Here is a 25088-nt window from a genome sequence, read left to right on the forward strand (position 1 = left end):
GACCGGCGCCAGCAGCGGCATGCCGCGCAACCGGCTGATCATCCTGGACCGTGATGGGGTCATCAACCAGGACAGCCCCGAGTTCGTAAAGTCGCCCGACGAGTGGATCCCCCTGCCGGGCGCGCTCGAGGCCATCGCGCGCATGAACCAGGCCGGCTACCGGGTGGTGATCGCCACCAATCAGTCGGGCCTGGGCCGCGGGCTGTTCGACGCCGCCACGCTCAACGCCATCCACATCAAGCTGAAAACGCAGCTGGCCAAGGTGGGCGGTACGGTGGACGCCATTTTTATCTGCCCGCATGCGCCTGACGATGAATGCGACTGCCGCAAGCCCCTGCCCGGCCTGTTCTATTCGATCGCGCAGCGCTTCGACATCGACCTGGCGGGCCTGCCCGCCGTGGGCGATTCGGCGCGTGACTTGCAGGCGGCCTATACCGCTGGCTGCACCCCGTGGCTGGTGCTGACGGGCAATGGACTCAAGACCCAGGCGCAGGGCAACCTGCCCCCCACTACGGTGGTCTGGGAATCGCTGACGGCCGTGGCCGAAGCGCTGGAAACCGCCAACCTGGCGGAGGAACACTGATATGGCGTGGTTACGCTCGGCGTTGTATGCGGTTTTCCTGCTGGTTACCGTCATTCCGTTTGCCCTGGGCAGCGTGCTCTGGTCTCCGTTGCCGCTGTCGTGGCGCTATCGCCTGACCGTCGGCTGGCCACGGCTGGCCGTCTGGGGCGCACGGTTCATCGTGGGCATCCGCTGGCAGATCAAGGGCTGGGAAAACCTGCCCGACAAGCCGGTGGTCATCCTGTCCAAGCATCAGTCGGCATGGGAAACCATGTTCCTGATCGCGTGGATGCCGCGCGAACTGTGCTTTGTCTACAAGCGCGAACTGCACTGGGTGCCCTTCTTTGGCTGGGGCCTGGCGCTGCTCAAGATGATCGCGATCAACCGCAAGAAAGGCAGCGATTCGTTTGAACAGGTCGTGGCCCAAGGACGTGAAAAACTGGCGGCTGGCCGCTGGATGATCATGTTCCCGGAAGGCACGCGGATTGCTCCGGGCAAGGCAGGCAAGTACAAAAGCGGTGGTGCTCGCGTGGCCGTGCGGACCGGCGCCTGGGTGGTGCCGATCGCGCACAACGCCGGCGAATGCTGGCCGCGCAACGCATTCGTGAAACGCCCCGGTGTGATCACGGTGTCCATCGGACCGGCCATCAATTCCGAAGGGCTCACCGCCGACGCATTGAACCGGCAGGTCGAAGCCTGGATCGAAGGCGAAATGCGTGTTCTCAACCCCGAGCGCTACAAGGATGGTCGCCCGTCCGAGCGCCCGTCGCCCAGGTAGTCCTGTCGCTGAACATGGCTGGTTCCCGTCGTCCCGATTCCGTGCATCCTGATCCGTCCCGCCCGCGCGTCCGTCCGGCGAGCGCGGCGGCCGCACGTGCGCCGGGCAAAAGTGACCCGCCGCCCCAGCTCGAATTGCTGCTGAACCCGCCGTCCCCGACCCCGGTGGCATCGACGCCGCCGGTTGCACCGCCCGATCCGGCCGTGCAACTGCCCCCGGGCGCGCGCTGGCGCGAAGTGACGGCCGACGGCCAGGTGATCCGCTTCGTGCTGCAACGCTCGCGCCGCCGCAGCATCGGCTTCGTGATCGGCGACGACGGCCTGCGTGTCACGGCGCCCCGCTGGGTGGTGCTGGCCGACATTGACACGGCCGTGCTGGAAAAGTCGCGCTGGATCCTGTCCAAGCTCAACGACTGGCAAAACCGCAAGGAACGCCTGGCGCTGAATCAGACCAAGTGGGAAGACGGTGGCGAATTGCCGTACCTGGGCAAACGCATCACCATCCGGCTGGACGCGCATCGCAGCCTGCTGCTGGAAGGCGACGCCCTGGCGCCGCAGGATGGCGACGTGTTGTGGCTGCCACTGCCGCACGATGCCGGCGCCGCGCGGGTGCGCGACTCGGTCCAGGCCTGGCTGCAATCGCGGGCCCGCGCAATCTTTGACGTGCGCCTGAAGGACTTCCTGGACCGCACTGGCCTGACCATCAACCGGTGGAGCCTGTCGTCGGCCGCCACGCGCTGGGGTTCCTGCACCAGCGCCGGCAACATCCGGCTCAACTGGCGCCTGATCCACTTCCCCATGAACGTGATCGATTACGTGATCGCGCACGAACTGGCGCATCTGCGCGAAATGAACCACAGCGCCGACTTCTGGGCCGAAGTCGGCCATCTGCTTCCGGGCTTCGAAAGCGCGCGGGAAGCCCTGCGCCGCCACGACCCGACCAGCCTGCCGCAGTTCGTCTAGCGGCCGGCGTTCTCTTCCAAGGACCCTATCATGCGACTTCTCCACACCATGCTGCGCGTCGGCGACATGCAGCGTTCCATCGACTTCTACACCAACGTGCTGGGCATGCGCCTGCTGCGCAAAAGCGACTATCCGGAAGGCAAATTCACGCTGGCGTTTGTCGGCTACCAGGACGAGAAAGACGGCGCCGTGCTGGAACTGACGCACAACTGGGACACGTCGTCGTACGAACTGGGCACGGCCTACGGCCACATCGCGCTGGAAGTCGACAACGCGGCCGAAACCTGTGACAAGGTGCGCGAACTGGGCGGCAAGGTGGTTCGCGAAGCCGGCCCCATGAAGCACGGCACCACCGTGATTGCTTTTGTCGAAGATCCGGACGGCTACAAGATCGAATTCATCCAGCGCGGATCGCGCAAGGGCGCCAGCGACTGATCGCTGCGTGCACCGCAGGCGCCGGGTGGCATCCTCGGCGCCTTTTTTTCATCTTCCTTGCCCGCCGCGCGGCGCGGCGTGACGCCACGACGGGCCCTTCATGCTCAACAAACTCTGGTTCGGATTCTTCCTGACCGCGGCGGTGGCGGCCTTTGGCCGCTGGGCCATTGCCGGCGACCCGTCGGTATTCCCCGCCATCGTCACCGCCCTGTTCGCCATGGCCAAGCTGTCGGTCGAGGTCATGGTGCTGCTGTTCGGCACCATCACCTTGTGGCTGGGTTTCCTGCGCATTGCCGAGCAGGCCGGCCTGGTGGATGCGCTGGCGCGCTTGCTCGGACCGCTGTTCGCGCGCCTGATGCCCGATGTGCCGCGCGGCCATCCGTCCATCGGCCTGATCACGCTCAACTTTGCCGCCAATGCGCTGGGCCTGGACAATGCCGCCACGCCGATCGGACTGCGGGCAATGAAGTCGCTGCAGACCCTTAATCCCAGTACGACCACCGCCAGTAACGCGCAGATCTTCTTCCTGGTGCTGAATGCCTCGGCGCTCACGCTGATCCCGGTGACCATCTTCATGTACCGCGCGCAGCAAGGCGCGTCCGACCCCACCCTGGTCTTTTTGCCGATATTGCTGGCCACCAGCGCGTCGACCCTGGCCGGCTTCATCAGCGTGGCGCTGGTGCAGCGGCTCAAGCTGTGGGACCCGGTCGTGATCGCGTGGATAGGCTCGTCAGTGCTGCTGATGGGCGGCTTCATGGCGCTGCTGGCCACCTTGTCGGTCACCGCCCTGAGCGCGCTGTCGTCCTTGCTGGGTAACGTGACGCTGTTCGGGCTGATCCTGCTGTTCCTGATCGCGGGCGCGATCAAGAAGGTGCCGGTCTACGAAAGCTTTATTGACGGCGCCAAGGAAGGGTTTGACGTCACCAAGAGCCTGCTGCCCTATCTGGTGGCCATGCTGTGCGCAGTCGGCGTGCTGCGGGCGTCAGGCGCGCTGGATCTTGCGCTGGACGGGCTGCGCTGGCTGGTAAGCGGAATGGGCCTGGACACCCGTTTTGTCGATGCCATGCCCACGGCGCTGGTCAAGCCGTTTTCCGGCAGCGCGGCGCGCGCCATGATGATCGAGACCATGCAGAACTTTGGCGTGGACAGCTTTCCGGCCCTCGTGTCCGCCACCGTGCAGGGCAGCACCGAGACGACCTTTTACGTGCTGGCCGTGTACTTTGGCGCGATCGGCATCCAGCGCACGCGCCACGCGGTCAGCTGCGCGCTGATCGCCGACGTGGCCGGTGTCGTGGCGTCGGTGCTGGTGTGTTACTGGTTTTTTGGGTGACGGGCTGGCGGCCAGGGACTCAGACCACGCCAGCCTTGTGCAGCACGTCCGACAGCGCTATGAACTGCGCCACCGACAGCTCTTCGGCACGTGAACTGTCGGCAATGCCGAGTTCTTCCCACGGCACCAGCGCCGCCCATTCGCCGAGTCCCCGCCGCAGCATCTTGCGGCGCTGCGCGAACGACTTCTGCACCGTCAACGACAGGGCTTCGTCGCTGACCGGACGTGGACGATCCTGCGGCAGCGGGATCATGCGCACCACCGCCGACACCACGCGCGGTGGCGGATCAAACGCTTCGGGGGGCACATCGAACAATTTTTCCATGTCGTAGCGCGACTGCAGCATGACCGACAGGCGGCCATAGTCCGAATCACCCGGCCGCGCGACCATGCGGTCGATCACTTCCCGCTGCAGCATGAAATGCTGGTCGAACACCTGATCGGCAAACGGCATCAGGTGAAACAGCAGCGGGCTGGAAATGTTGTACGGCAGGTTGCCCACGATACGCAGACGATCGCCAAACTGCGCAAAGTCCACCGTCAGCACGTCGGCTTCGGTGATCTGCAGGCGGTCTTCGGTATGCTGCTTGCGCAGCCGGGCAGCCAGGTCCCGGTCAATTTCAATGACTTGCAGACGGTCCAGTTTTTCCAGCAGCGGCCTGGTCAGGGCCGACAGGCCCGGACCGATTTCCACGACGTTGTCGGTGCGGCGCAAGGCTGCGGCGCGCACGATGGCGTCGGGAATGCTGTCGTCGATCAGGAAGTGCTGGCCAAAGCGCTTGCGCGCCTGGTGCTTCATGCCGCGGCTCCGCGGGTGGCGGGGGACGGCGCGGCGGCCTGGGAAGGCAATTCGAAGTCGGTGGCGGGGATCATCTGTAACGCAGTAAGAATGGCGTGCTGCATGCTGCCGGCGTCGGCCCGGCCGGTGCCGGCCAGATCCAGGGCAGTGCCGTGGTCGACTGACGTGCGCACATACGGCAGGCCAAGGGTAATGTTGACGCCCTGCCCGAAGCTGGCGTGCTTGAGCACCGGCAGCCCCTGGTCATGGAACATGGCCAAGGTCGCGTCGTAACCGGCCACATGGCTGGGCACGAACAGCGTGTCGGCGGGGAACGGTCCGGTCACGTCAATGCCGGCGGCGCGGGCCGCGGCAACGGCCGGGATGATGACGTCGATCTCTTCATGACCCAGGTGGCCACCTTCGCCCGCATGCGGGTTCAGCCCGCAAATGGCGATGCGCGGCCTGTCCAGGCCCCAACGTGACCGCAGGTCGGCATCCAGGATCGTCATGACCTGCATCAGGGTGTCGTGCGTGACGGCATCCGGCACGTCACGCAGCGGCAGGTGGGTGGTGGCCAGCGCCACGCGCAGTCCCCCGCCCGCCAGCATCATGACCACCTTGTCGACGCCGGCATGCTCCTGGAAATACTCGGTGTGGCCGGAAAACGCCACGCCGGCATCGTTGATCACGCCCTTGTGCACCGGCGCCGTCACGATCGCCGCGGCCTTGCCGCCCTCGATCATGGCAATGGCGGCATCCAGCGTATCGAGCACGTAGCGGCCGTTGTCGACCGCCAGGACACCTGCTTCCGACGGCGCGCGCAGCGGCACGGCGGCGATCGACACGCCATCCAGCGCGCCGATGTCGATGTGCGGCGCCCGGGACGCCAGCAAGGCCGGGTCGCCGATCAGCACCAGTTGCGCGGCACGCAAGCGGGGCAACACGGCCAGATCGGCGTCCGACCAGCCTTCGGTCGACACGGCGCCCGTGCGCAACCCCGCGAACCACGCCGCGGCCGCGACCGACAGTTCCGGTCCGACCCCGGCGGGTTCACCGGTGGTCAGGGCGAGCGTGGCGGCCGACGGGATCAATTGAGGGGCGCGTCCGTGTTGGGACCCAGGCGCACTTCCACATAAGCGCGGTCGCGCAGCTGGCGGGCCCAGTCTTCGTACTGCTGGTCCACCTTGCGCTGGTAGATCGCCTGGCGGGCAGCGGCGCGCTGGCGCTCGCGGCCAACGTCTTGCGTGCGGCGGCCCGTGACCTGGATCAGGTGCCAGCCGAAGGGCGACTGCACGGGCTGGCTGATTTCGCCCGGCTTGAGCGCATCCATCGCCTGCTCGAACGCCGGCACGGTTTCGCTGGGCGACAGCCAGCCCAGATCGCCGCCCTGGGGCGCCGATGCGTCGTTCGAATACTGGCGCGCCATGTCGGCAAACGTGACGTTACCGGCCACGACCCGGTTGCGGATATCGCTCAGGCGCTGGCGGGCCAATTCATTCGGCATGATTTCCGACGTGCGGATCAGGATATGGCGGGCCTGCGTCTGCTGGATCGGCACGGCCGATGCTTCGCCTGCGGCGGTGCCGGTCTTGCGGTCGATCAGCTTGACGATGTGGAAACCGTTGCCGCTTTGCACGATGCCGCTGATCTGACCCGGCTGCAGCTTGGCGACGGCTTCAATGAAGATGCCGGGCCAGCGGTCGGTAGGCCGGGTGCCCAGATCGCCGCCCCGCAGCGCTTCTTCGCCGTCGGACGCCGATGCCGCCAGCCGCGCAAAGTCGGATGGGCCACGCGCCTGGTTCAGCAGCGTTTCGGCCTTGCGGCGCAGTTCAGCCACCCGTTCCGACGACGAGCCTTCCGGCACGCGCACCAGGATCTGCGCCAGCGTCAGTTGCGACGGCGTCGTCTGGTTCTGGTCGGTCAGGAAGTTGTCGATCTCGGATTCGGACACCTGCACCTGGCTGTCCACGGCGCGTTCACGCAGGCGCACCAGCGTGATTTCCTGGCGGAGGTCTTCGCGGTACAGCGCGAAAGGCAGGCCTTCCTTTTCGATCTGGTCACGCATTTCGGTGACCGAGACCTTGTTCTGTTCGGCAATGCGGCTGATCGCGCGGTCCAGCTGGAAGTCGTCGATGCGGATGCCGGTCTGCGCGGCTTCCTGCATCTGCGTGCGTTCCACGATCATGCGCTCCAGCACCTGGCGTTCCAGCGACTCGGGGTCCGGCTGCGGAATGCCCTGGCGCGACAGCGTCGCGATCGCGGCCTGCACCCGCTGTTCCAGCTCGCGGCGCGTGATGGCCTCGCTGTTCACCACGGCGGCGATCGAGTCGCCAGCCTGCGTGCCGCTTTTACGCGGCGCGCTGCCTGGCGCCGGGGCCGACCGCAGCGGCTGCTGCGCATTGCGCGGATTGGTCGTCATCGTCGGCGATTGCGGCAGCGGGCTCTGAGGCTCGGTCACCTGCGGCGTGATCATCGATCCGCTGCCTGACGACATGCCACTGTCCCCGCCGCCCGACATGCCACCGGGAAGGCGCAGGCCCTGCGCGTGGGCGCCCACACTGCTGGCCAGCAAGGCAGCCAGCAGAGAGGACATCACGGCGCGACGGGCCAGGCGAAGAGGATGAGGCGTAACCATGGAATGCATTTATTCGTACCTTTCGAAACCCGTGCCTTTCTCAGGCGGCGGGTTGATCACCTGATACCCCGGAATACTCCGGCGCAGTGTGTTGATGGGACTTGTACCGACCCGTGCGAAGCCGTTTAGTTCGAGTTGCAGGAAAAACGCCGTGGTCGTATCCCGCGTCGCAACCGCATAGCGCTGGACCACCGCACGGACGGCAAAACAGCAGGCCGAGTTGTACTCGACACCCGCCACCACTTCGGCAATCCGGTTCTGCAGCAGCGAATAGTCGAAGCGGCCCACGCCGAACCAGCGTGGCGCCAGCGGCCACTGGAAGGCCAGGTCGATCTGTTCCCGGCCCAGCACGCTGACCGACTCGCGCTGATAGCGGTAGGACAGGGCCACCGTGCTTGCGCGGGCGGGGCTGAAACGCGCGCCCACGGTCGAGCGCGAGACCCGGCTGATCTGGGGATTGTATTGCACCGTGGTCTCGCCGCTCAGACTGGAGGTCAGCGCGCCATAGACCGAGGCCAGATAATCCGACCGGCCGTCGGACCGCACCGCGTCGCCCGGCAGCGTCACGCGCTGGTCGCTGAAGTACAGGCGCTGGGCGCCGGTCACGCGGGCGCGTTCCACGCCGGTCTTGGGATCGAGCCAGCGCGAGGTCAGCGCCGCCGTCACCTGGTTGGCTTCGGCGATCCGGTCATTCCCCGCGTAGATGTTTTCAGAAAAGATCTGCGCAAAGTTGAAGTCGGCCAGCGCCGTGTCGAACACGGGCAGGCGCGACTGGTCGCGATAGGGCACGCGCAGGTAGTACAGGCGCGGTTCCAGGGTCTGGGTGACGTCCTGGCCCAGCATGCGGCCGTCGCGCTCGAAGATCAGACCGGTGTCCAGCGACACGATCGGCGTCGTGCGGTTGGCCCGGTAGGCATCGGCGCCCTGGAAGGCATCCACGTCATACCGCGTCGTGTTGATCCCGATCTTGGGGATCAGGAAGCCGCCCGGCCGGATGATCGGATAGGCGACCGACGGATAGGCGTAGCTGCGGGTGCCCGAAATCAGGCGGCTGTTCTTGAATCGGGTGGTGTCGACTTCGACCCGCGCGTCAAACCCGTTCCAGTCGTAGCGCGCGCCATTCAGGCGCAGTTGCGGTTCACGATCGTAGGGCGGGATGATGGGCAGCAGCGGATCCTGCAGGGTCTGGAACTTGACCACGCGGCCAAAGGCGTCCCAGTACCCGCTCTTCCAGGTCAGCGCGGCCGACCGTTCCAGCGTGGCGGTCGACGCCAGGCCCGTTCCGGCCACGGAAAAGTCGCGGAAGTAGTTGTCGTCGGACGCGCCGTTGATGTTGAAATTCAGGCCCAGCGTGTCGGTCAGGCGCTGACGGTGCGCAAACGAATACAAGTAGCGGTCGGTTTGCGTGACCCGGTCGTTGCTCAGGTACGTGGCGCGCGCTTCACCGCTGTAGTTCGGTTCCAGGTAGCGGAATTCGCCGCCCAGCTGCAAGCCGCGGCGTTCCATGTAGCGCGGCGAAATCGTCGCATCGCGGTTGGGCGCGATGTTGAAGTAGTACGGTGTCAGCAGCTGGGGACCGCTCTTGCTGGTGATGCCGAACGTGGGCGAAATGAAGCCGGACTTGCGGGCGTCGCTGATCGGGAACGACATCTTGGGCGCGCCCAGAATGGGCAGGCTCTTGAAGTACAGGGTGCTGCCGTAGCTGGTGGCTTCACCGGCGTCGTAATCGAAATCGATGCGGCGCGCGCGCATTTCCCACGACGGTTCTTCGCAGTCGCAACCCGTATAGCTGACGTTGTCGGCCCGGACACGGCCCTGGCCCAGCAGTTCGACGTGGTCGGCCGTGCCGCGGCCCCCGTTCAAGCCAAAAAAGAAACGGGCATTGTCGAGTTCGCCGACGCCGGTGTTCAGGTTCAGCTTCAGCCGGGGTCCGCTGACCACATTGCCGTCGCGCGCCAGGCGCACGCCGCCGGTCGCCTCGACCTCGCCTTCCACCTGGCGGTATTCGATGCTGTCGCCCTTCAATACCGTGTCGGTGCGGCGGATCTGGGCATTGCCGTCCAGCCGCAGATTGCTTTCGCCGTCGCCCGTCAGGCTGTCGGCTTCCAGATAGACAGGAAGATCATCGGGATCACGCAGCGGACGGGGCTGCAACGCCGGCGACAGGCGCAGGCCCGGGCCGCTCACCTGCCCTTGCGCCTGCCCCTGCGCGGCTTCGGGCGCGGACGCATTGGTGCGCTGCTGCTCGGGCGTCACCGGGATCTCGCGGACCGGCGGATCATCCTGGCCGAACAGGCTTTCCTGCCCGAAGGGCGATCCCCCATACGAAGGCATCTGCCCGTAAGTGGCCGACTGCCCATACGTCGGCGATTGCCCATAGGCAAAAGGGGTCGCAGTCACTGCGGTAAATAGGCTGAACCACCGGATCAATCGCACGGGTATCGGGAGAACACAAAAATCGAAACGGAAGGATACGCGACTGAGGGACGCGCGCGGCTACAAACTAGATACCTCGGAAACGGTATCGCTCGGTATTATAGGAGGCATGGAACCTGTTACTTCTCCCCGTGCCGGTCAGCCCGGCCAAGACCCGCGTATCGGGCAACTCATCACGTGGCTGGGCACCCTGCCCGCCGACCTTGGCATCGATGCCGACAGCCTGCGGCCCGCGTCCAGCGACGCCAGCTTCCGCCGCTATTTCCGGGTCGACGCCGCCAACCGCACGCTGGTCGTCATGGACGCGCCGCCCGACAAGGAAGACTGCCGCCCCTTCCTGCACGTGGCCGGCCTGCTGAAAGACGGCGGGCTGAACGTGCCCGACATCCTGGCGCAGGACCTGGCACAGGGTTTCCTGCTGCTGTCCGACCTGGGATACACCACCTACTACAACTATCTGCAGGCATCGCCGTCGGCACAGGACACGCATCGTCTCTATCTGGACGCCTTGCGCGCGCTGGTAAAGATACAACAAAGCGCGACAACCGGCCTCGATCATTACGATTACGACCGCTTTCACGCCGAACTGGGCCTCTTTCCCGAATGGTATGTGGGCACCCACTGCAAGTTCGAGCTGGACGAGAAGACCCGTGCCGACCTGGAAACCGTCTTTGCCACCCTGATCGAAGCCAACCTGGCCCAGCCAACCGTGCTGGTGCACCGCGACTTCCACTCGCCCAACCTGATGATCACCGAAGCCCTGGGCGCGGGCGCCGACTTCGGCCCCAACCCGGGCGTGATCGACTTCCAGGATGCCGTCGTCGGCCCGATCACGTACGACCTGGCCTCCTTGCTGACCGACGCCCGCACCACCTGGGACGAGCCGCAGCAGCTGGATTGGGGCATCCGCTATTGGGAAATGGCCCGCGCGGCCGGCCTGCCCGTGCCGAACGACTTTGCCGAATTCCATCAAGCCTATGAATGGATGGGCCTGCAGCGGAACCTGCGCATTCTGGGCGTGTTCGCGCGCCTGGCGCATCGGGATGGCAAGGAAGCCTATCTGGCCCACATTCCGCGCGTGAACGGCTACGTGCGCCAGGTGGCGCAGCGCTACATCGCCTTCAAGCCGCTGATCCGCCTGCTCGACAAGCTGGACCAGACGCAGATCACGACGGGGTACACGTTCTGATGCACGCCATGATCCTCGCGGCGGGCCGCGGCGAGCGCATGCGGCCCCTGACCGACACCCTTCCCAAGCCGCTGCTGACGGTGGGCGGCAAGCCGCTGATCGTCTGGCACATTGAACGGCTGGCGGCGGCCGGGATCCAGGACATCGTCATCAACCATGCGTGGCTGGGCGACAGGATCGAAGCCGCCCTGGGCGATGGCGCCCGGTGGCACGTGCGCCTGCGGTATTCGCCCGAGGCGACCGCGCTGGAAACGGCCGGGGGCATCAAGAATGCCTTGCCGCTGCTGGGGAATCAGCCCTTCCTGGTGATCAATGGCGATGTCTGGTGCGACTGGTCGCCCGAGCAGGCCCAGGCCATCGCAGCCGATCTGACGGCCAGGCAGGATCAGGCCTGGCTGCTGCTGGTGGACAACCCCGAACACCATCCCGACGGCGACTTCGTGCTGCGCCGGGACGGCTCCGTGCTGCCGCGGGGGAATGACGCCGCGCTGACCTTTTCGGGCATCGGCATCTACGCGCCGTCCTTGTTCGATGGCGTCGAACCCGGCCACGGCGCGCGCCTGGCGCCAGTGCTGCTGGCTGCCATGGACGACAACCGGGTGCATGGCGCGCGGCATGACGGCCGGTGGGTCGATGTCGGTACGCCTGAGCGGCTGGCTGCGCTGGACGCCAGCCTCTGAAGGCGAACGGCCTGGCGGCCTGGCTGGAATTGTCCTGGCTCTGCGCTGCATGCCGCCCGGCACCCGCCTACAATCAAGATAGTCCCCGATTACCGGAACCTGCCCCATGAGCATTCCCGCGCAAGATTTCTCGCCTTTCGCCGCACGCCGCGCGCGCGTGCTCGACACCTTGCGATCGCAGGGGGGCGGGATCGCCATCCTGGCAACGTCGCCCGAAGTGGTCCGCAACCGCGATGCCGAGTACGACTACCGGCATGACAGCGACTTCTATTACCTGACCGGCTTTCACGAGCCGCAGGCTTGGCTGGTGCTGATTGCCGGCGACACCGACCGCAGCATCCTGTTCTGCCGCAGCAAGAACCTGGAACGCGAAATCTGGGACGGCTATCGCGTCGGCCCCGATGCCGCCAAGGAAGTCTACGGCTTTGACGCCGCGTATCCCGTGGACCAGCTGGACGCCGAACTGCCCAAGCTGATCGCCAACCAGCCACTGCTGTGCACGCCGCTGGCCAGCGACGCCGCGTTCGACCGCCGCCTGCGCACGTGGCTCGACGCCGTGCGCGGCCTGGGCCGTTCGGGCACGCTGATCCCGCTGCGCACGCTGGACCTGCGCAGCCTGCTGGCCGAAATGCGCCTGTTCAAGGACGCATCCGAAATCGCCATCATGAAACGCGCCGCGCAGATCTCTGCCGGCGCCCATGTGCGGGCCATGCAGCGCACGCGCGTCGGCATGCACGAATACGAAGTCGAAGCCGAACTGCTGCATGAATTCCGCCGCCATGGGGCCCAGGCCGTGGCCTACAACTCCATCGTCGCGACGGGCGCCAATGCCTGCGTGCTGCATTACCGCGCAGGCGACGCCGTGCTGCAAGACGGCGACCTGCTGCTGATCGACGCCGGGTGCGAACTGGACAGCTATGCGTCCGACATCACCCGCACCTATCCGGTCAACGGCCGGTTCACTGGCCCGCAGCGCGCCCTGTACGACCTGACCGTGGCCGCGCAAGAAGCGGCCGCGGCGTTGACCCGGCCAGGCGCGCACTGGAACGAAGGCCACGAGGCTGCGGTGCGCGTGCTGGCCCAGGGCATGATCGATGAAGGCCTGCTGACCGGCACGCTTGATGGCGTGATCGAATCGCAGCAATACACCCGCTTCTACATGCACCGCACCGGCCACTGGCTCGGGATGGATGTGCATGACGTGGGCGACTACCGCGAGCCCGGCGCACCGCATTCTGCCGAGACCCCTCGCCCCTGGCGCAAGCTGGAAGCGGGCATGGTGCTGACGATCGAACCGGGCATCTATGTCCGGCCTGGCGACGACGTGCCTGAGGCTTTCTGGAACATCGGGATCCGCACCGAAGACGATGCGGTCGTGACGAAGGACGGTTGCGAGCTGATCACGCGCGGTGTGCCCGTTGACGCCGGCGAGATCGAAGCGCTGATGCGCGGGTGATGGCCATGGTTCCCGACAGCGACATCACGATCCTGGGCGGCGGCCCGGTCGGCACCACGCTTGCGCTGCTGCTGGCCCGGCTCACGCCCCGGCCCGAACGCATCGTGCTGTGCCGGCCGGAACGGGCGGTCGGACCCGGCCCTGCAGTGGCCGACACCTCCAGCCCGGACCCCCGTGTGATGGCGCTGAACCATGGCAGCCGCGTGTTGCTGCAGAGCCTGGGCGCCTGGCCGGAAGGCGGCGCAGACATCGCCGACATCCACGTGTCGCAACGCGGACGGCTGGGGCGCACGCACATCTCGCACGCCGACTTTGGCGTGGACGCCCTGGGCACCGTCCAGTCCTACGCCGCCATCATGCAGGCGCTGGCCGACCCGCTGGCTGCGTCGGGCGTGACGGTGCGGGCCGGCGCGGCCAGCATCGTTTCGCAGGACGACTCCGCCGTCCACCTGATCCAGGGCGATCTCGCCTGGACAAGCGCGGCCGTCGTGCAAGCCGAAGGCGGCACGTTCGACCAGCAGGAAGCCAAGGACGTCCACCGGAAATACGACCAGCATGCGGTCCTGGCCATTGTCACGGCGGAACGTCCGCGCCAGGGGTGGGCATTCGAGCGTTTCACCCGCGAAGGTCCACTGGCGCTGCTGCCTTTCCCGAGCCATCTGAACCATCAAAGCCATCCGGGCCACCCGGGCGCAGGCGGGGGCGCAACCGCATCCGGCCGCTACGCCCTGGTCTGGTGCTGCCAGCCAGACCGTGCCGCCGCGCTTGCAGCCATGGACGACGCTGCCTTTGCCGCCGAACTGAATGCCACCTTTGGCACGCGGCTTGGCACGCTGTCCGTTGCGGGCCCGCGCCACAGCTACCCGCTGGGCATCAATGTCAAGAAGCAGATCGTCGACCGCCGTCTCGCGGTGATCGGCAACGCCGCTCAGACCCTGCACCCGGTGGCCGGCCAAGGCCTGAACCTGGGCCTGCGCGACGCGGCAAGGCTGGCCCAGGCGCTGGCCCCGGCGCTGCGGCAGACTGGCGGCGACCCGCGCCCGCTGCTGGCGCAGTATGCCCTGGCGCGGCGTGCCGACCGATGGCTGACAGCCGGCCTGACCGACCTGATGCCGCGCATCTTCGCCACGGGCTTTTCGCCCATCGAGCATGCCTGCGGCCTGGCTCTGCTGACGCTGGACCTGTCGCGCACGGTTCGCACGCCGCTTGCCCGCCAGATGATGGAAGGCGCCCGGGCGTAACCGGCGGTGGTAACCCGGCGGCGCCATGGGGCATCGCTACAACCACCTGCCGGCGCGTAGCGGTACAATCCACCCCCATTTCCAACTTTCCTCCGGCGCGCCCTTCCCCACCCTGCGGGAACGTGGCGCCACACGTCATGCGTATCGGTCCCTACGATCTGCCCAACAATGTGTTTGTCGCGCCCATGGCTGGCGTGACGGACCGGCCTTTCCGGCAGTTGTGCAAACGCCTGGGCGCGGGGCATGCCGTCTCGGAAATGGCCGCCAGCAATCCGCAGCTCTGGCACAGCGTGAAAACCGCGCGACGGCTGGACCATGATGGCGAAAGCGAACCGATCGCCGTGCAGATCGCCGGCAGCGATCCGGCCATGATGGCCGAAGCCGCCGTGTTCAACATCGGCAAGGGCGCGCGCATCATCGACATCAACATGGGCTGTCCGGCCAAGAAGGTCTGCAACGTGCTGGCAGGCTCGGCCCTGCTGCGCGACGAAGACCTGGTCGCCCGCATTCTTGACGCTGTCGTCACCGCCTGCACGCCGCATGGCGTGCCGGTCACGCTCAAGACCCGCACCGGCTGGAACCGCGCCAACCGCAACGTGCTGCGCGTCGCGCGCCGGGCGCAGGACATCGGCATCGCGGCGCTGGCGCTGCACGGCCGCACGCGCGAAGACCTGTACACCGGCACGGCCGAGTACGAGACCATCGCGATGGTCAAGGCCGAACTGACAATTCCGATCATCGCCAATGGCGATATCTGCACCCCCGAAGACGCGCGCCATGTGCTGGACGTGACCGGTGCCGATGCCGTCATGATCGGCCGGGCTGCCCAGGGACGGCCCTGGCTGTTCCGCGAAATCGACACCTACCTGCGCACCGGAAGCCACCACGCGCCGCCCACCCCGACCGAGATCCGCGACCTGCTGCTCGAGCATCTTGACGATCACTACCGGTTCTACGGCGAATTCACCGGGGTCCGGACGGCGCGCAAGCACATCGGCTGGTACCTGGGATCGCTTGAGGGCGGCCCGGCGTTCTGCGCACGCATGAACCTGATAGAAAACACGCGCGAGCAGTGGCAGGCCGTCGCGGACTGGTTCGATCACGCGATAGCCCACGCGTCCGACCGGCTGCTCGCTGCCTGAACCCCGCATCAAGGATAAAAAAATGAAAGAACATACGCTTGAAGAATGCGTGCGCCAGACGCTGGAACGCTACTTCAAGGACCTGGAAGGCGAGACCACCAGCGGTGTCTGGGAGATGGTGCTGTCGGCCGTCGAGCGCCCCATGCTCGAAGTGGTGCTCGGCCGCGCGCAGGGCAACCAGTCGCGGGCGGCCGAGATCCTCGGCATCAACCGCAATACACTGCGCAAGAAGCTCGACCACTACCAGATCAAGGCCTGACCCCCGAAGCGCCCGCTTCCGGTCCGGCTCCGCGGCCTCGTGCCCGTCTCCGCCATTCCGTTCACCGCCGCTTCCCGCGCGGCACCTTTGCTTAGCTGACCATGAAAATCGAACGCGCGCTGCTTTCCGTCTCCGATAAATCCGGCATCGTTGAATTTGCCCAGGCGTTGAACCAACGCGGGGTGCAACTGCTGTCCACCGGTGGCACGGCAAAGCTGCTCGCCCAGGCCGGCCTGCCCGTGCAGGAAGTGTCCGACTACACCGGCTTTCCCGAAATGATGGACGGCCGCGTCAAGACGCTGCATCCGAAGATTCATGGCGGCCTGCTGGCGCGCCGCGATGCCGAGTCGCACCTGTCTGCGATCGCCGAGCACGGCATCGGCCGCATCGACCTGCTGGTCGTGAACCTGTACCCATTCGTCGAAACGGTCGCCAAGCCGGACTGCGCGTTTGAAGACGCCGTGGAAAACATCGACATCGGCGGCCCGGCCATGCTGCGCGCGGCCGCCAAGAACCACGGTACCGAAGCCGGTGGCGTCACGGTCGTGATCGACCCGAGCGACTACGACCGTGTGCTGAACGAGATGGACACGCGTGACGGCGTCACGTCGTTCGGCCTGCGGCTGGACCTGGCCAAGAAGGTGTACGCGCACACCGCGGCGTACGACGGCGCGATCGCCAACTACCTGACCAGCATGACGGCCGACCCGGAACAGACGGCCGTGCCCGAACGCGCCGCCTACCCGAACGTGCTGACCTTCCAGGTCCGCAAGACCCAGGAAATGCGCTACGGCGAAAACCCGCACCAGTCCGCGGCGTTCTATACCGACGCGGCGCCAGCCGCCGGCCTGCTCGCCAACTACACGCAGCTGCAGGGCAAGGAACTGTCGTTCAACAACATCGCCGATGCCGACGCGGCCTGGGAATGCGTGCGCACGTTCGATGCGCCCACCTGCGTCATCGTCAAGCATGCGAACCCATGTGGGGTGGCCGTGGCCGACAGCCCGCTCGCCGCCTACCAGAAAGCGTTCAAGACCGACCCCAGCTCGGCCTTTGGCGGCATCATCGCCTTCAACCGCCCGGTCGACGCCGCCACGGCGCAGGAAGTCAGCAAGCAGTTCGTCGAAGTGATGCTGGCCCCGTCGTACGACGAAGGCGCGCGCGCCATCTTTGCCGCCAAGCAGAACGTACGCCTGCTCGAAGTGCCGATGGGCGACGGCGCCAATGATTTCGAAGTGAAGCGCGTCGGTGGCGGCTGGCTCGTGCAGCAGCCCGACAACTTCAATGTGCCGCGCGACCAGATCAAGGTCGTCACCAAGATCGCGCCAACCGCCGCGCAGATGGACGACCTGCTGTTTGCCTGGAAAGTGGCCAAGTACGTCAAGTCGAACGCCATCGTGTTTACGGGCAACGGCATGACCCTGGGCGTGGGCGCGGGCCAGATGAGCCGTATCGACTCGGCCCGCATCGCCAGCATCAAGGCGGCCAATGCCGGCCTGAGCCTGGCCGGTTCGGCCGTGGCGTCCGACGCGTTCTTCCCGTTCCGTGACGGCCTGGATGTCGTGGCCGACGCCGGCGCCACCTGCGTCATCCAGCCGGGTGGCAGCATGCGCGACGCCGAAGTCATTGCCGCCGCCGACGAACGTGGCATCGCGATGGTGCTGACCGCCACGCGTCATTTCCGCCACTGACCGGATGCGTATCCTTGGCGTGGATCCCGGCTTGCGGCGCACCGGCTTCGGTGTGATCGATGTCGACGGTCCACGCATGCGGTATGTGGCCAGCGGCACGATCGTCGTTCCCACCGACGACGAACTCGGGCCGCGCCTGAAGGTCATACTCGATAGCCTGCGCGAGATCATTCGTGAATACGCGCCGCAGACCTCGGCCATCGAAAAAGTTTTCGTGAACAGCAATCCCACTTCCACCCTGTTGCTCGGGCAGGCGCGCGGCGCGGCCTTCTGCGCCCTGGTGGACTGCGGATTGGGCGTGCAGGAATACACCGCGCTGCAGATCAAGAAATCGGTGGTGGGCACCGGACGCGCCGCCAAGGAGCAGGTGCAGTCCATGGTGCAGCACCTGCTGGCGCTGGATGGCGCGCCGGCTTCCGATGCGGCCGATGCCCTGGCCTGCGCCATCTGTCACGCCCATGCCGCGCCACTGGCGGATCGCCTGCGGGCCGCGGGCGTGCTCGACCAACCCGCCTTCGGCCGTCGCGGCACCCGCATGCGCAACGGCCGGATGATTGGAAATCCCTGACCATGATTGGACGTCTTACCGGAACGCTCGTCGAAAAGTTTCCGCCCCTGGTGTGCCTGGACGTGCAAGGCGTGGGCTACGAAATTGACGTGCCCATGAGCACCTTCTATTCGCTGCCCGATGTCGGCGCGAAGACGACGCTGCTGACCCACCTTGCCATCCGCGAAGACGCGCATGTGCTGTATGGCTTTGCCACTGCGAATGAACGCAGCGCGTTTCGCGAACTGATCAAGATCAGCGGCGTGGGCGCGCGGATTGCGCTGGCCGTGCTGTCCGGCATGACCGTGACCGAACTGTCGCAGGCGATCACGCTGCAGGAAGCCGGCCGCCTGACCCGCGTGCCGGGCATCGGCAAGAAGACCGCCGAACGCCTGCTGCTGGAATTGCGGGGCAAGCTCGGCGCCGACCTGGGCACGACGCCCACGTCCGTGCCCGACAGCCAGGCCGACATCCTGAACGCATTGATCGCACTGGGGTACTCTGATCGCGAGGCCGTCGCGGCCCTCAAGACCTTGCCGGCCGGCGTGGGTGTCTCGGACGGCATCAAGCTGGCCCTGAAAGCGCTCGCGCGCTAGGCCTCCGGCCCGGCGCCCTCTTCACTAGGCGAATCCTTTTATGGCGATCCAGTCAGACAAACTTTCCGTTCGCGAGGACCCCAAGCGGGACCCGGTCGCCGACGCGCGCATCATCTCGCCGCGGCCGGCCTCGCCCAATGAAGAGGCGATCGAACGCGCGCTGCGGCCCAAGGCGTTGGACGAATACGTCGGCCAGCAGCGGATCCGCGAACAGCTCGAAATCTTCATCACCGCCGCCCGCCAGCGCAGCGAATCGCTGGACCATGTGCTGCTGTTCGGCCCCCCGGGCCTGGGCAAGACGACCCTGGCGCACATCGTCGCGCGCGAGATGGGCGTGCAGTTGCGCCACACCTCGGGCCCGGTGCTGGAGCGCGCCGGTGACCTGGCCGCGCTGCTGACCAATCTGGAACGCAACGACGTGCTGTTCATCGACGAGATCCACCGGCTGTCGCCGGTCGTCGAAGAAATCCTGTATCCGGCGCTGGAAGATTTCCAGATCGACATCCTGATCGGTGAAGGCCCGTCGGCCCGCAGCGTCAAGCTCGACCTGCAGCCCTTCACCCTGGTCGGCGCCACCACGCGCGCGGGCATGCTGACCAATCCGCTTCGCGACCGCTTCGGGATCATCGCGCGACTCGAGTTCTACACGGCCGCGGAACTGACCAAGATCGTGACGCGCAGCGCCGGGTTGCTGAACGCGCAGATTTCGGAAGACGGCGCGCATGAAATCGCGCGGCGCTCACGAGGCACGCCGCGGATCGCCAACCGGCTGCTGCGGCGGGTGCGCGACTATGCCGAGGTCAAGGCAAAAGGGATCATCACGGGCGATGTGGCCAAGGCGGCATTGGCCATGCTTGATGTGGACCCGGAAGGCCTGGACGTCATGGACCGCAAGATTCTTGAAGCCATCGTGCACAAGTTCGATGGCGGGCCGGTGGGCCTGGACAGCCTGGCCGCCGCGGTGGGCGAAGAACGCGACACGATCGAAGACGTGATCGAGCCCTACCTGATCCAGAACGGCTACATCCAGCGCACAGCGCGCGGCCGCGTGGCCACGCTCAGCACCTACCGGCATCTTGGACTGGCGGCGCCGTCGAGCGGCGGCACGGGCGAGCTGTTGCTGTAAACGCGCCGCCCAACGCGGCGGCCCGAACAAGCGCCCGCCCAAAGAAAAACGGCCGGATCATCACGATCCGGCCGTCGGTGTATGTGAGCGCCGTGCCTGGGCATCCCCCAGGTCACGTGCTCGCTGCGACAAGCGCAGTTGACTGGTGCAGTGACTGTGAACACTGCGAAGTGAATGATATCGACGCCGCGTGACACCGCGGTGACAGAAAGCAAGCACTCGTAAAGAGGCGGAAGCGTCAACAGACCCGGACGGCGCCACCCACGCACCCGAAGCCGTACAGGCGCAAAATCAACGCTTCCTGAATGTCAGACGGCCCCGTTGCGCCAAAGTTCGCTGCTTTACACGCCGTCACATTTACTCGTGCATGAAGTGCATGCGCCAATGCGGACGCCGTCCGGGTTGTTTACAATTTCGCGTCCCGGCCCGTCGCCGGTCCGACCTGAGCAAGGCTTTCGATAACGTGTCCGCAGCAGTGCCCGCCGTGTCCGCAGCGCAACCCGCCTCCCCTTCCGGCGAATTTCACTTCCCCGTCCGCGTCTATTACGAAGACACGGATGCCGGAGGAGTGGTCTACTACGCCAACTACCTCAAGTTCTTCGAGCGCGCGCGCACCGAATGGCTGAGGTCCCTGGGCTTTGGCCAGACTGCGCTGGCCGAAAGCACGGGCTGCATCTTCATCGTCCGCGGCCTCGACATGCAATACAGAAAACCGGCCCGGCTCGACGACCACCTCGTCATCGCCAGCCGCGTGTCGCGGCTCGGCAAGGCTTCCATGGATTTTTCACAGACCTGCCTGCGTGACGGTGAACTGCTCGCGTCCGGTCAGGTCCAGGTAGGGTGCGTGGACCGCCACAGCCTGCGCCCCACCGCCATGCCGATTGGCATCGCTGCGGCGCTGGCCCGGCTAGAATCCCCGGTTGCCCCGATTTGATCCGTCATCTTCTTTCGAATATCTACAAGGACTTTGCATGAACGCCACCCAGGACATGTCGATCCTGTCTCTGATTACCCAGGCCAGCTTCACGGTGCAAATCGTGATGGGCATCCTGGCGGTTGTTTCTTTGATGTCCTGGACGTTTATCTTCCGCAAGGCCATCGCGCTCAAGCAGGCCAAGGCACAGACCGACCGGTTCGAATCCGACTTCTGGTCGGGCGGCGACTTGAACATGCTGCATCAGTCCGTGGCCACGCGGCGTACCGAACATGGCGCGCTGGCACGTATCTTCGAAGCCGGCATGGCCGAATTCGTCAAGGGCCGCCAGGTCAAGATGGCCGACACCAACACGCTGCTCGACGGCTCGCGCCGCGCCATGCGTGCGGCCTACCAGCGGGAAATGGACGCGCTTGAATCGCACCTGAACTTCCTGGCCTCGACCGGTTCGGTCAGCCCGTACGTCGGCCTGTTCGGCACGGTGTGGGGCATCATGCACGCCTTCCGCGGCCTGGCCAATGTGCAGCAGGCCACGCTGGCCAGCGTGGCGCCAGGGATTGCCGAGGCGCTGGTCGCCACCGCGATCGGCCTGTTCGCCGCCATCCCGGCGGTGGTGGCCTACAACCGCTACTCGCATGACATCGACCGGATCGCCATCCGCTTCGACAGCTTCATCGACGAGTTCCTGAACATCCTGCAAAGACAGGTGCGCTGATGCCGTCCGTCCGCTCCGGAAGCCGTCGCGGCCGTCGCGCGATGACCGACATCAATGTCGTTCCCTACATCGACGTCATGCTGGTGCTGCTGGTGATCTTCATGGTCACTGCACCGATGGCGCCCCCGGGCGTCATCGACCTGCCCACGGTCGGCCGCGCCGCGCAAATGCCGGTCAAGCCACTCGAAGTGCTGCTCAACGCCGACGGCACCGTGCAGATCCGCGACCGCGAACGCGGCGACAGCCGTCCGCAAACGGTGGCGCGTACCGATCTGGCGCGCATCGCCCGCGAACGCCAGACCGAGCATCCCAACCAGCCGGTCGTGATTTCCGCCGACCGCAAGTCGCAGTACGAATCCGTGCTGACCGTCATGGACGACCTCCAGAAACAAGGCGTGGCGCGCGTCGGACTGCTCGTGAAGCAAGGTTCCTGATCGTCTATGGTGCCGAACGACAATTCACGCCGTCCCCTGCCGGTCCCGCCCGAGCCCGGGAAGTGGCCCGCGATAGGCCTGGCGGTGCTCATGCACCTGATGCTGGCGCTCGCCTTCATCTTCGGCCTGTCGTGGAACACGACGGCGCCGGGCCCGGTGCAGGCCGAACTGTGGACGGCCTTGCCGCCCCCGAACCGGCCTGAACCCGACCCGACGCCGGATCCGACGCCCGCGCCGGCGCCTCGTCCTACGCCTGCCCCCACGCCCAAGCCGCTTCCTCCTCCGCCGCCACCGCCCGAAACGCGCGTGACGCCGGAAAAGCCCGATATCGCCATCGAGCAGGAAAAGAAGCGCCGCGAAGCCGAAAAGAAACGCCAGGCCGACCAGGACGCCGCCGAGCAGCGCGAACGCGACCGCAAGGAAGCCGATCGCAAGCTGGCCGACAAGAAAGCGGCCGACAAGAAAGAAGCCGATCGTCAGCAGGCCGAACAGGCACGCCGCGACCAGGACAAGAAAGAAGCGGACAAGAAGCTGGCTGACAAGAAGGAAGCCGATCGCCTGGCGGCCGAGAAGGCCCAGAAAGCCATCGCCGACAAGGCGGCTGCCGAAAAGGCTGCCGCTGAGAAGGTCGCCGCCGACAAGAAGGCCGCTGCCGAAAAGCGTGCGTCCGACGAACGCGACCGCAAGTTGCGCGAAGCCTTCCGTAGCGACACCGCGCGCGCAGCCGGCCTGGAAGGCGGACGCGAAGGTGGCCGCGAGGGTGGGCGTGAAGGCGGCAACGCCGATCGCAACCAGGCAGCCGGCGCCAGTGGCAACCCCGGATACGCCGACCTGATCCGGTCGTGCGTGCGTCCGGGCGTGATCTACGCCGCGACCGGCAGCTCGGCCAACGGGAACCCGACGGCCGTGTTCCGAGTCCAGTTACTACCTTCCGGCGACCAGGCCGGAGCCCCACGCCTGATTCGCAGCTCAGGCGTACCCGCGTTCGACCGCGCCGTCGAGAACGGCATCCGGCGCTGCGATCCGTTCCCGCGCCCGCCTTCCGGCCGGTTCGAGTCCAACATAGAAGTTCAATATCGGATGTTCGACTAATGACCCTTGCACATACCCTCGCCCTCACGCCACCGCCCAGCGCGGCGCGCCGCCACGGCCTCGGCCTGTCCCTGAAACGCCGTCTGCGGACGGCCGTCCTGTCGATGATGACCGCTGCCATCGGGCTGGCCGCCAACGCCGCCCATGCCCAATTGACGGTGCAGATCTCGGGCGCCGGCGCCAACCAGTATCCGATCGCCATCGCCGACTTCGAATCGTCCGACCCCCAGGGCAAGGCGATCGCCGACGTGATCCGTGCCGACCTGGGCCGCACCGGCCTGTTCAAGCTGATCGACGCCACCGGCGCCAACCTGTCGGACTCGTCCACGATCGGCTTTGCCGCCTGGAAGACCCGCGGCGCCGACGCGCTGTCGGTCGGCAGCGTGCAGCGCGGCGCCGATGGCCGCTATGACATCCGCTATCGCCTGGTCGACACCGTCAAGCAGGCCCAGATCGACGGCGTGGCCTTCGCCGCCGGCAACAACCCCAACGAAATTCGCCGCACCGCGCACCAGATCGCCGATCGTATCTACGAAAAGCTGACCGGTGATCGCGGCGTGTTCTCGACACGTATCGCCTACGTGCTCAAGCAAGGTCCGCTGTTCGAACTGCAGATCGCCGATGCCGACGGCCAGAACGCCCAGACCGCCCTGCGCTCGCGCGAGCCGATCATCTCGCCCGCCTGGTCGCCCGACGGCTCGCGCCTGGCCTACGTCAGCTTCGAATCGCGCAAGCCGGTCGTGTACGTGCACAGCATCCAGACCGGCCAGCGCGTGCCGGTCGCCAACTTCAAGGGCAACAACAGCGCCCCGGCCTGGTCGCCCAACGGCAACCAGCTGGCGGTCGTGCTGACCCGGGACGGCCTGTCGCAGATCTACCTGATGGGCGCCGACGGTTCCGGCCTGCGCCGCCTGACGCAATCCCCCGGGATCGACACTGAGCCAGTGTTCACACCCGATGGCAAGTCGCTGCTCTTTACCAGCGATCGCGGCGGCGCGCCACAAATCTATCGTTTGAGCATCGACAGCGGTTCTGCCGAGCGCGTGAGCTTCAAAGGCACTTACAATATCTCTCCCCAGTTGTCGCCTGATGGCAAAACCTTGGTGTATGTCACCCGCCGTGCCGGTTACCAGATCGCATCGCTCGACCTTGCCTCCGGCAACGAAATGCTGCTGACCAGCAGCGGCAAGGACGAGTCACCAAGTTTTGCTCCCAACGGAAAAATGATTCTGTATGCAACGTCCCAAGGCGGCCGTGGCGTGCTTGCCGCCGTGTCATCCGACGGCCGCATCACGCAGACGCTTTCGGTTCTGAGCGGCGACGTGCGCGAACCTACCTGGGGGCCTTTCCTCACCAACTGATACCACCCACCTTGGCGAAATGTCGCGCCGCCGCATCGTTGTCACGCCTTGCAACGAGCGGCGGCGCGTAGTCCATGTGACACTGCCACGTAACGGGTTGGATTAATCCGGCAATTCGTTTTCTACCCACGCTTTCATCTCTGAAAAAACCCAAGGAATCGATCATGTCTACTCGTGCATTAAAGATGTTTATGGTTGCCGGCCTCGCTGCCGTCATCACCGCTTGCTCCAGCCCGGTCAAGCTCGATGAAAGCTCGAACGTGCCGGTTGAAGACCGTACCGCAGGCTCGCAGTCCGGCGCCGACCCACGTGGCGTTGCTCGTGTCGACACTACCCAAGGCGGCCTCGATCCCCTGAACGACCCGAAGGGCGTGCTGGCCCAGCGTTCGGTCTACTTCGACTTCGACAGCTACGCCGTCAGCGACAAGTTCAAGCCGCTGGTCGAAAACCATGCGCGTTTCCTGAACTCCAACCGCAACCGCAAGATCGTCATCGAAGGCAACACCGATGATCTGGGTGGCAGCGAATACAACCTGGCCCTGGGCCAGCGCCGTTCGGAAGCCGTGCGCCGCATGATGGTATTGTTGGGCGTCCGTGACGACCAGGTCGAAGCCGTGTCGTTCGGCAAGGAAAAGCCCAAGTCCACCGGCAGCGATGACTCGTCGCGCGCCGAAAACCGCCGTGCCGATATCGTTTACCGTTAAGG

The 25088-nt window shown here is 66.0% G+C and carries 26 protein-coding genes; 21 read left to right on the top strand and 5 right to left on the bottom strand.

The window, feature by feature from the left end; translation table 11 throughout:
• Positions 1–19 precede the first annotated feature (19 nt).
• The 5 genes from gmhB (at position 20) to HD883_RS10585 (ending at position 4067) form a co-directional block, all read left to right on the top strand.
• Positions 20–583: a D-glycero-beta-D-manno-heptose 1,7-bisphosphate 7-phosphatase gene (gene gmhB, locus HD883_RS10565; RefSeq protein ID WP_179588620.1), complete on the top strand. Its 564-nt coding sequence runs from the start codon at positions 20–22 to the stop codon at positions 581–583.
• A gap of 1 nt (position 584) precedes the next feature.
• Positions 585–1340, top strand: a complete 756-nt coding sequence (locus HD883_RS10570) for a lysophospholipid acyltransferase family protein (protein WP_179585748.1) — start codon at positions 585–587, stop codon at positions 1338–1340.
• Positions 1341–1354: 14 nt separating this feature from the next.
• Positions 1355–2302: a M48 family metallopeptidase gene (locus HD883_RS10575; protein WP_179585746.1), complete on the top strand. Its 948-nt coding sequence runs from the start codon at positions 1355–1357 to the stop codon at positions 2300–2302.
• Between the two features lie 30 nt (positions 2303–2332).
• On the top strand, positions 2333–2737 hold the full coding sequence (gene gloA, locus HD883_RS10580; protein WP_179585744.1) for a lactoylglutathione lyase: 405 nt from the start codon (positions 2333–2335) through the stop codon (positions 2735–2737).
• Between the two features lie 100 nt (positions 2738–2837).
• Complete coding sequence (locus tag HD883_RS10585) at positions 2838–4067, top strand: nucleoside recognition domain-containing protein (protein WP_179585742.1); 1230 nt, start codon at positions 2838–2840, stop codon at positions 4065–4067.
• A gap of 19 nt (positions 4068–4086) precedes the next feature.
• Here HD883_RS10585 and rsmA read toward each other — a convergent pair whose 3' ends face one another.
• The 4 genes from rsmA to HD883_RS10605 are packed head-to-tail and all read right to left on the bottom strand — an operon-like array spanning position 4087 to position 9883.
• Positions 4087–4866: a 16S rRNA (adenine(1518)-N(6)/adenine(1519)-N(6))-dimethyltransferase RsmA gene (gene rsmA / locus HD883_RS10590; protein WP_179585740.1), complete on the bottom strand. Its 780-nt coding sequence runs from the start codon at positions 4864–4866 to the stop codon at positions 4087–4089.
• Positions 4863–5939 (bottom strand): 4-hydroxythreonine-4-phosphate dehydrogenase PdxA, encoded by a 1077-nt coding sequence (gene pdxA / locus HD883_RS10595; RefSeq protein WP_179585738.1) that lies wholly within the window; start codon positions 5937–5939, stop codon positions 4863–4865. The genes rsmA and pdxA overlap by 4 nt, the downstream gene beginning before the upstream one ends.
• The gene (locus HD883_RS10600; RefSeq protein ID WP_179585736.1) at positions 5936–7441 is read right to left on the bottom strand and encodes a peptidylprolyl isomerase; all 1506 of its coding nucleotides are present in this window, start codon (positions 7439–7441) and stop codon (positions 5936–5938) included. The genes pdxA and HD883_RS10600 overlap by 4 nt, the downstream gene beginning before the upstream one ends.
• 51 nt (positions 7442–7492) lie before the next feature.
• The gene (locus HD883_RS10605; protein ID WP_373563344.1) at positions 7493–9883 is read right to left on the bottom strand and encodes an LPS-assembly protein LptD; all 2391 of its coding nucleotides are present in this window, start codon (positions 9881–9883) and stop codon (positions 7493–7495) included.
• Positions 9884–10028: 145 nt separating this feature from the next.
• On the opposite strand from HD883_RS10605, the gene HD883_RS10610 reads away from it, so the two are divergent.
• The 15 genes from HD883_RS10610 to tolB all read left to right on the top strand — a co-directional run bounded on the left by HD883_RS10610 (position 10029) and on the right by tolB (position 24382).
• Positions 10029–11108: an aminoglycoside phosphotransferase family protein gene (locus tag HD883_RS10610; protein WP_179585734.1), complete on the top strand. Its 1080-nt coding sequence runs from the start codon at positions 10029–10031 to the stop codon at positions 11106–11108.
• Positions 11108–11788, top strand: coding sequence for an N-acetylmuramate alpha-1-phosphate uridylyltransferase MurU (murU, locus tag HD883_RS10615; RefSeq protein WP_179585732.1), 681 nt, complete (start codon positions 11108–11110; stop codon positions 11786–11788). Before HD883_RS10610 ends, murU begins: the two co-directional genes overlap by 1 nt.
• Before the next feature lie 106 nt (positions 11789–11894).
• Positions 11895–13244, top strand: a complete 1350-nt coding sequence (locus HD883_RS10620; RefSeq protein ID WP_179585730.1) for an aminopeptidase P N-terminal domain-containing protein — start codon at positions 11895–11897, stop codon at positions 13242–13244.
• 5 nt (positions 13245–13249) lie between these two features.
• Complete coding sequence (locus HD883_RS10625; RefSeq protein WP_179585729.1) at positions 13250–14485, top strand: FAD-dependent monooxygenase; 1236 nt, start codon at positions 13250–13252, stop codon at positions 14483–14485.
• A 137-nt stretch (positions 14486–14622) separates the two neighbouring features.
• Positions 14623–15627 (top strand): tRNA dihydrouridine synthase DusB, encoded by a 1005-nt coding sequence (gene dusB / locus HD883_RS10630; protein ID WP_179585727.1) that lies wholly within the window; start codon positions 14623–14625, stop codon positions 15625–15627.
• Between the two features lie 22 nt (positions 15628–15649).
• Positions 15650–15886 (top strand): helix-turn-helix domain-containing protein, encoded by a 237-nt coding sequence (locus tag HD883_RS10635; RefSeq protein WP_179585725.1) that lies wholly within the window; start codon positions 15650–15652, stop codon positions 15884–15886.
• Positions 15887–15987: 101 nt separating this feature from the next.
• Positions 15988–17577 (top strand): bifunctional phosphoribosylaminoimidazolecarboxamide formyltransferase/IMP cyclohydrolase, encoded by a 1590-nt coding sequence (gene purH / locus HD883_RS10640; protein ID WP_179585723.1) that lies wholly within the window; start codon positions 15988–15990, stop codon positions 17575–17577.
• A 4-nt stretch (positions 17578–17581) separates the two neighbouring features.
• Positions 17582–18145, top strand: a complete 564-nt coding sequence (gene ruvC, locus HD883_RS10645; protein ID WP_179585721.1) for a crossover junction endodeoxyribonuclease RuvC — start codon at positions 17582–17584, stop codon at positions 18143–18145.
• A gap of 2 nt (positions 18146–18147) precedes the next feature.
• On the top strand, positions 18148–18720 hold the full coding sequence (gene ruvA / locus HD883_RS10650; protein WP_179585719.1) for a Holliday junction branch migration protein RuvA: 573 nt from the start codon (positions 18148–18150) through the stop codon (positions 18718–18720).
• Between the two features lie 40 nt (positions 18721–18760).
• The gene (ruvB, locus tag HD883_RS10655) at positions 18761–19846 is read left to right on the top strand and encodes a Holliday junction branch migration DNA helicase RuvB (RefSeq protein WP_179585717.1); all 1086 of its coding nucleotides are present in this window, start codon (positions 18761–18763) and stop codon (positions 19844–19846) included.
• Between the two features lie 484 nt (positions 19847–20330).
• Positions 20331–20780, top strand: coding sequence for a tol-pal system-associated acyl-CoA thioesterase (ybgC, locus tag HD883_RS10660; protein WP_373563345.1), 450 nt, complete (start codon positions 20331–20333; stop codon positions 20778–20780).
• 37 nt (positions 20781–20817) lie between these two features.
• Positions 20818–21495, top strand: a complete 678-nt coding sequence (tolQ, locus tag HD883_RS10665) for a protein TolQ (protein ID WP_179585713.1) — start codon at positions 20818–20820, stop codon at positions 21493–21495.
• Complete coding sequence (locus HD883_RS10670) at positions 21495–21929, top strand: ExbD/TolR family protein (protein ID WP_179585711.1); 435 nt, start codon at positions 21495–21497, stop codon at positions 21927–21929. The genes tolQ and HD883_RS10670 overlap by 1 nt, the downstream gene beginning before the upstream one ends.
• Before the next feature lie 6 nt (positions 21930–21935).
• Positions 21936–23021 (top strand): cell envelope integrity protein TolA, encoded by a 1086-nt coding sequence (gene tolA / locus HD883_RS10675; protein ID WP_257022131.1) that lies wholly within the window; start codon positions 21936–21938, stop codon positions 23019–23021.
• Positions 23022–23125: 104 nt separating this feature from the next.
• Positions 23126–24382, top strand: a complete 1257-nt coding sequence (tolB, locus tag HD883_RS10680) for a Tol-Pal system beta propeller repeat protein TolB (RefSeq protein ID WP_179588618.1) — start codon at positions 23126–23128, stop codon at positions 24380–24382.
• Here the strand turns inward: tolB and HD883_RS10685 are convergent.
• Entirely contained in the window at positions 24372–24548 is a 177-nt protein-coding gene (locus tag HD883_RS10685) for a hypothetical protein (protein ID WP_179585707.1), read from the bottom strand. The genes tolB and HD883_RS10685 overlap by 11 nt on opposite strands.
• A 19-nt stretch (positions 24549–24567) precedes the next feature.
• Here HD883_RS10685 and pal point away from each other — a divergent pair, with 19 nt between their 5' ends.
• Positions 24568–25086, top strand: a complete 519-nt coding sequence (pal, locus tag HD883_RS10690; RefSeq protein ID WP_257022132.1) for a peptidoglycan-associated lipoprotein Pal — start codon at positions 24568–24570, stop codon at positions 25084–25086.
• The last annotated feature ends 2 nt before the right edge of the window (positions 25087–25088 follow it).

It is taken from the genome of Pigmentiphaga litoralis (assembly GCF_013408655.1).
GTDB classification, from domain to species: Bacteria; Pseudomonadota; Gammaproteobacteria; order Burkholderiales; family Burkholderiaceae_B; genus Pigmentiphaga; species Pigmentiphaga litoralis_A.

Bases quoted from the DNA above. Each gene is read 5' to 3' on its own strand.
- gmhB (WP_179588620.1), top strand. From the start codon at position 20: ATGCCGCGCAACCGGCTGATCATCCTGGACCGTGATGGGGTCATCAAC.
- HD883_RS10570 (WP_179585748.1), top strand. From the start codon at position 585: ATGGCGTGGTTACGCTCGGCGTTGTATGCGGTTTTCCTGCTGGTTACC.
- HD883_RS10575 (WP_179585746.1), top strand. From the start codon at position 1,355: ATGGCTGGTTCCCGTCGTCCCGATTCCGTGCATCCTGATCCGTCCCGC.
- gloA (WP_179585744.1), top strand. From the start codon at position 2,333: ATGCGACTTCTCCACACCATGCTGCGCGTCGGCGACATGCAGCGTTCC.
- HD883_RS10585 (WP_179585742.1), top strand. From the start codon at position 2,838: ATGCTCAACAAACTCTGGTTCGGATTCTTCCTGACCGCGGCGGTGGCG.
- rsmA (WP_179585740.1), bottom strand. From the start codon at position 4,866: ATGAAGCACCAGGCGCGCAAGCGCTTTGGCCAGCACTTCCTGATCGAC.
- HD883_RS10600 (WP_179585736.1), bottom strand. From the start codon at position 7,441: ATGTCCTCTCTGCTGGCTGCCTTGCTGGCCAGCAGTGTGGGCGCCCAC.
- HD883_RS10610 (WP_179585734.1), top strand. From the start codon at position 10,029: ATGGAACCTGTTACTTCTCCCCGTGCCGGTCAGCCCGGCCAAGACCCG.
- murU (WP_179585732.1), top strand. From the start codon at position 11,108: ATGCACGCCATGATCCTCGCGGCGGGCCGCGGCGAGCGCATGCGGCCC.
- HD883_RS10620 (WP_179585730.1), top strand. From the start codon at position 11,895: ATGAGCATTCCCGCGCAAGATTTCTCGCCTTTCGCCGCACGCCGCGCG.
- HD883_RS10625 (WP_179585729.1), top strand. From the start codon at position 13,250: ATGGTTCCCGACAGCGACATCACGATCCTGGGCGGCGGCCCGGTCGGC.
- dusB (WP_179585727.1), top strand. From the start codon at position 14,623: ATGCGTATCGGTCCCTACGATCTGCCCAACAATGTGTTTGTCGCGCCC.
- HD883_RS10635 (WP_179585725.1), top strand. From the start codon at position 15,650: ATGAAAGAACATACGCTTGAAGAATGCGTGCGCCAGACGCTGGAACGC.
- purH (WP_179585723.1), top strand. From the start codon at position 15,988: ATGAAAATCGAACGCGCGCTGCTTTCCGTCTCCGATAAATCCGGCATC.
- ruvC (WP_179585721.1), top strand. From the start codon at position 17,582: ATGCGTATCCTTGGCGTGGATCCCGGCTTGCGGCGCACCGGCTTCGGT.
- ruvA (WP_179585719.1), top strand. From the start codon at position 18,148: ATGATTGGACGTCTTACCGGAACGCTCGTCGAAAAGTTTCCGCCCCTG.
- ruvB (WP_179585717.1), top strand. From the start codon at position 18,761: ATGGCGATCCAGTCAGACAAACTTTCCGTTCGCGAGGACCCCAAGCGG.
- tolQ (WP_179585713.1), top strand. From the start codon at position 20,818: ATGAACGCCACCCAGGACATGTCGATCCTGTCTCTGATTACCCAGGCC.
- HD883_RS10670 (WP_179585711.1), top strand. From the start codon at position 21,495: ATGCCGTCCGTCCGCTCCGGAAGCCGTCGCGGCCGTCGCGCGATGACC.
- tolA (WP_257022131.1), top strand. From the start codon at position 21,936: ATGGTGCCGAACGACAATTCACGCCGTCCCCTGCCGGTCCCGCCCGAG.
- tolB (WP_179588618.1), top strand. From the start codon at position 23,126: ATGATGACCGCTGCCATCGGGCTGGCCGCCAACGCCGCCCATGCCCAA.
- HD883_RS10685 (WP_179585707.1), bottom strand. From the start codon at position 24,548: ATGATCGATTCCTTGGGTTTTTTCAGAGATGAAAGCGTGGGTAGAAAA.
- pal (WP_257022132.1), top strand. From the start codon at position 24,568: ATGTTTATGGTTGCCGGCCTCGCTGCCGTCATCACCGCTTGCTCCAGC.